The sequence below is a fragment of the Flavobacterium psychrotolerans genome, from assembly GCF_003097635.1.
GTDB lineage: Bacteria > Bacteroidota > Bacteroidia > Flavobacteriales > Flavobacteriaceae > Flavobacterium > Flavobacterium psychrotolerans.
The window spans coordinates 1-5350 of record NZ_QCZI01000030.1 but is presented as its reverse complement, the minus strand read 5'-3'; the positions used below and the strand labels follow the sequence as shown (position 1 = coordinate 5350).

The 5350-nt window shown below is 39.1% G+C and carries 5 protein-coding genes; 2 read left to right on the top strand and 3 right to left on the bottom strand.

Annotation, left to right across the window (positions count from 1 at the left end):
* Nucleotides 1-92: 92 nt before the first annotated feature.
* On the bottom strand, nt 93-722 hold the full coding sequence (locus tag DB895_RS13910) for a carbonic anhydrase (protein ID WP_116725970.1): 630 nt from the start codon (nt 720-722) through the stop codon (nt 93-95).
* Between the two features lie 34 nt (nt 723-756).
* A complete protein-coding gene (locus DB895_RS13905) occupies nt 757-1536 on the bottom strand; it encodes an O-methyltransferase (RefSeq protein ID WP_116725969.1) in 780 nt (259 codons plus the stop codon).
* Nucleotides 1537-1655: 119 nt separating this feature from the next.
* On the opposite strand from DB895_RS13905, the gene DB895_RS13900 reads away from it, so the two are divergent.
* The gene (locus DB895_RS13900; RefSeq protein ID WP_116725968.1) at nt 1656-3209 is read left to right on the top strand and encodes an SDR family NAD(P)-dependent oxidoreductase; all 1554 of its coding nucleotides are present in this window, start codon (nt 1656-1658) and stop codon (nt 3207-3209) included.
* Nucleotides 3210-3301: 92 nt separating this feature from the next.
* On the opposite strand, the gene DB895_RS13895 is transcribed toward DB895_RS13900, so the two are convergent.
* Nucleotides 3302-4288, bottom strand: coding sequence for a YeiH family protein (locus DB895_RS13895; RefSeq protein ID WP_116725967.1), 987 nt, complete (start codon nt 4286-4288; stop codon nt 3302-3304).
* A gap of 306 nt (nt 4289-4594) precedes the next feature.
* Between DB895_RS13895 and DB895_RS13890 the strand changes: the two genes are divergently transcribed.
* Entirely contained in the window at nt 4595-4900 is a 306-nt protein-coding gene (locus tag DB895_RS13890) for a hypothetical protein (RefSeq protein ID WP_116725966.1), read from the top strand.
* Nucleotides 4901-5350 lie beyond the last annotated feature (450 nt).

Sequence of the window (5350 nt, the reverse complement as noted above, 5' to 3'; positions counted from 1 at the left end):
TCAAGATACTGAATTTCAGTATCTTGACCAATATCTAGCCAATATTTTCTACTTCAAATAATTACACCCAACGGGTTTAAAAGAATAACCCTTTAGTTTGATATTTTATAAATTTTGGTGATATCTTTCAAAATTTCATCAAAGTTTATCTTGAGGTCAATTAACTTTCCGTTATGGATATCAAAAATCCATCCATAAACTTTTAAATTCCGTTCGCTGTTTGCTTTTTGAACCTCGGCAGTTTTAATGACATTGATGCATTGTTCCTGCACATTCAATTCAACCAGTCTTTTATATTTTTCTCCCTCATTTGTTATGGAGTCGAGTTCTTTCCGGTGCAGTCGGTATACATCGCGAATGTTTCTTAGCCAGGGATTCAGGATGCCCAAATCAGATTGTTGCATGGCCGCATGGACACCGCCACAACCATAATGTCCACAAACAACAATGTGATTTACTTTCAGGTGCATGACGGCATAGTTGATAACGGACATCGAATTAAGGTCGGTATTCGGAATCATATTGGCAATGTTGCGATGTACAAAAACCTCTCCCGGTTGCAACCCCATCAGTTCTTCAGCCGAAACTCGACTGTCGGAACACCCGATATAAAGAAATTCGGGAGCTTGCCCTTTTGCTAAATTGTCAAAATAATTTTCGTCAGTTTGAAGGTGTTTTACAATCCAATTTCGGTTATTCTCGAAAATCTGTTTGATATCCATGCTGTTTGTTTTTTTGAAGTTCAACTATGAAAATTTATGTTCTAATGATGAAATGCTCTTTTTCCTGTTCGTATCTAAAAAATACAATTCCCCATTGAAACGTGTCAATAGTCACTGTAACTTTAGGATGGTTCTTTATGATTTCCCAAGCTTCTTCCATCTCAGGAGACCAATGAATGTCATCAAAAATCCACGCCGTATCATTGGCGATTGTAGGCAATAAAAGTTCAAAATAATCTAATGTGGCTTGTTTTTGATGGTTGCCGTCGAAATAGATGAGGTTATAGGTTGTAGATTGCAGGACTTGGGTTTTAAGATAACTTCCAAATTCTGTTGTCATGCATTCCACTGTACTGAAATTGAATTTTTGCAATTGCAACTGACAATGATTGGCTGTTTCAGGACAACCTTCGAGCGTGATTATTTTTGCTTTTGGATTACCCAAGGCTAGGGCAGAAGTCGCTAATCCTAATGAAGTGCCAATTTCCAGAATGCTTTCTGGTTGAAAATAATTCGTGATTCGAAACAATAATTTCGCTCGTTTGGGAGAAATCCCAGCCGTTTTTGCAATTTGGGATATTTGCCTCGTATTCGATTTGAAAACCCGCGAACCGGCGCCAAAATCGGTCACGTCAATCGTCTTTTTGTTTTTTAAAAGTGAATTTCGGTGCTTTTTTAAAACGGAATATTCCGATTTCGATTTTTTGTCATAAAAACATTTCGTCACCAAATCAAACACAAAGGGTGAATGCACGCCGTGTTTATTTTTGGAATTCCAGAGGAATTGGAGATAAGATTTTATTTGGAATAACATAGAAACATTTACAAAGTAGGCGCGAAGATACGAAAAAGTCGAAAGTCGAAAGGTAAGACTTTACGACTTTGAAACTTTATGACTTTAAAGACTATATTTGCAATAATACCTACTTTTATATGAAAACGAAGGAAGAACTAGACCATAAGAGCGCCATAAGTTCGGAAGAAATTGACCGTTGTATCGCTATTTTGGCACAATTGAATACCGACACAGACCAAATATTTGATATTCCGAAAGAACAGCGAACGGCCTTGCTCAAAGCGGCAGGTATGTTTTCTAGACCGGATCGAGAGGAGTTTTCCCGTAGAAAAAAGGACGGAAAAGCGGTAGCCAAACGCAAACAGGAAAAAAAAGACCGAACCGCCCGCAAGGAAACCGGAATCCGTTCTGCCCGCGAAGCGAGTGTTTTTGTGGCGCCTAAATTATTGGCCCTGCACGATCTTGCCCACAAAGAACAATTGGAGCTGGAGACACCCAGAAACTGCTATGTCTGCAAAACGGAATTCACGAAAATGCACCACTTTTACGATACCATGTGTACCGATTGTGGCGATTTTAATTATGCCAAACGTTTCCAAACGGCAGACGTAAAAGGGCAAATTGCGGTTATTACAGGCTCTCGTTTAAAAATAGGCTACCACATTACCTTGATGTTGTTGCGAGGAGGAGCAACGGTTATTGCCACGACCCGTTTTCCGGTAGATTCGGCCTTGCGCTTTGCCAAGGAGGATGATTTTATAGAATGGGGGCACCGCCTGAAAATTCACGGATTGGATTTGCGGCATATTCCGAGTGTGGAGATTTTCTGCAATTTTATCGAGCAAAAGTACGAGCGTTTGGATATTCTCATTAATAATGCAGCGCAAACGGTGCGGCGTCCGTCCGGATTCTATGCGCATCTAATGGAAAACGAAGAACGCCCCATGGCATCGTTGCCTGTAAACGCCCAAAATTTGTTGCTGGATCATACCCATTGTTTAGAGGAATTAAAAGTTTTGACGACAGGATTTTCATCCAATGAAAACATGCCGGTGACTTGGCACGGACCAGAACCGGGAATTGGGTTACGGGCTTCGGCCAAATTGTCCCAAATTCCGTATTCGTTTGATAAGGCATTGGTCACCCAAGATGTTTTCCCAGAAGGGGAACTCGATGCCGATTTGCAACAAGTCGATTTGAGAAAAACCAACAGCTGGCGATTGAAACTCGGGCAAATAGAAACTACCGAAATGATTGAAGTGCAACTCGTGAATTCAGTAGCGCCTTTTGTCTTGTGCAACCGTCTTTCGGAAGTGATGAAGAAGGACCATACCGGAAAAAAGCACATCATAAATGTCTCGGCCATGGAAGGGAAGTTTTACCGCGATTTCAAGGAAGACCGCCATCCGCATACCAATATGGCAAAAGCGGCCTTGAATATGCTCACGCATACCGCCGCAGGGACTCTGGCCAAAGACGGGATTTTTATGAATGCCGTTGATACGGGTTGGGTGACCGATGAAGATCCCGCTGAACTAGCCAAACGAAAACAGGAAGAACAGGACTTTCAGCCGCCACTAGACATTGTGGATGGAGCGGCACGGGTGATGGATCCCTTGTTTGACGGCATCAATACGGGGAAACATTGGTGCGGAAAATTCCTGAAAGATTACAATCCCATTTCTTGGTAAAAACCCTTCATTTATAAAATATAAACCGCAACATCATCCATTTCGGTTGTGTTTTTTTGGCAATCCATCTTGTAAAAACGGAAATTTTTAAGCTATTTCGTGACATGCAATATTACCCATAATGCTGTTGCAGAAATGAGGAGCCAAAGCGCTACACCTTGCAATAATGGTTTTATGCCAACCGATAGCAATACTTTTTTAGACAGTCCGCACCCAATTAAAAATAGAGTTACAGTGAGTCCCGCTTTGGCAATGGCCACTAAATAACTGCTATATTCTTGCACCAATGAAAAAAAAGTATTGGCCACCATAGCCAGAACAAACAATCCTATGAAGTACGGGATTTTTAGTTTGCTGTTTTTGTTTTTGAATAGCAACGTTGACAAAAAGGCAACCGGAATAATCCATAACGCCCTTGCTAATTTGACGGTGGTTGCAATTTCTAGCGCTTCTGTTCCGTATTTACTAGCCGCGCCTACGACAGAACTGGTGTCGTGTATGGCAATGGCGCACCATAAACCAAACTGGTTTTGAGAAAGGTGCAATTGATGCCCAATTATAGGAAACAACACCAGCGCAATAGAATTCAAAATAAAAATGGTGCCCAAAGCAACTGAAATCTGTTTTTCTTCCGCTTTTATTACTGGAGAAATGGCTGCTATAGCACTGCCTCCACAAATGGCTGTTCCCGCCGAAATGAGATAGGATGTTTTCTTTTCTATTTTTAGAAACTTGCCCATAAAAAAACCAATAACTAGAGTGCTAATAATTGAAATTATGGTGAATAGGATGCCCTCTTTTCCCGCTTTCATGGCGTTATTGACGTTCATGCCAAATCCCAAACCCACTACCGAGATTTGTAATAAAAGATGCGTGGCTTTATGGTTGAGGTGCAAATAGGGATGCCCAACAAATTGCGCAATAATTAAACCCATTAAAAGAGCAATGGGTGGCGTTATCAGTGGCGACAAACAAAAAACAAAGGCCAATAAAAAAATCACTTCTCTCGTGGTTATGCTTCGGTCTAAAAATTTGCTTTTGCTTGGTTTTGGGTCTGTGTCTGGTTTTAATTCCGGCATTGTTGGTTTGTGTTTTGATGTTGCAAAAGTAGAACTCTTTTGACAGTAAAGAAAATGGCAATTTTGTTTTCGATGATTTGATTTTTAAGTCCGTGCCATACGGATTACAAACAGGGCATTTAGGCTACCTAATATTTTTTTGAATCTTAAATGAAATTCTAAAATATTTTATTAGTTTTGTTATAAATTGATAATTTAAGGGCTGTTATGATGCGGTTTTCTTTTTTTTGTTAATTTTAAAACAGAATTCAATAAATATAAAAGTAGGGACATTATTAATTTAACCACATTTTAATATCAAACAGTATGGTAGTACAGTATCAAGGGGAGCAAAACGGAATCCCGACCACATTTACGCTAAGAATCATAGGGAATAACCTATCAAAAAGTAGTTCGAATTACCAAATGGATTTATTGGTAGGCGACAAGAAATTGCCCACTTTTAAGACCGCAATTCACAAGAGGTTGTCCAACTGTTTAAAGGAGATTTACTTGTTTAGAAAACACAACCACATTAAGTTTGATGCTTCTTCAGAAAAAGTAGCCCCTAAACTGGTTCCTTACGACTTGATGTTATACAACTACCAAAAGCCGGTATTGTTCTTATCATAAACCCTAATTTAAAAGCCAAAGACCACAACAGAATTTGATATTTTGTTGTGGTTTTTTTGTTTTGGGTACAGAAAAAATTTCCGCGCTAGCGATACGTTAACATATCTACGCAATTGAGTTGGGGACTTTAAGAAAATTCTTTGTGAAAATTTATTGCTTCGAGGTTGGGTGACCATCGAAGAGCGTTCCTGACGAACACTTCGTATAGCGGAACAATTTACCAATTCGGAAACATTTGTGTTTGCTATTTTTATGGAGTCTATTTTTGTTGCTCCATTTAGTTAGAAAAAGTAGTACTTTATACTAGATAAACTACATAAAAATGATAAATAAGTAGTACTTTATGCTAGATAAACTACATAAAAATGATGATTAAGTAGTACTTTATGCTATATAAACTGCATAAAAATGATGATTAAGTAGTGCTTTATACTAGTTAAACTACATAAA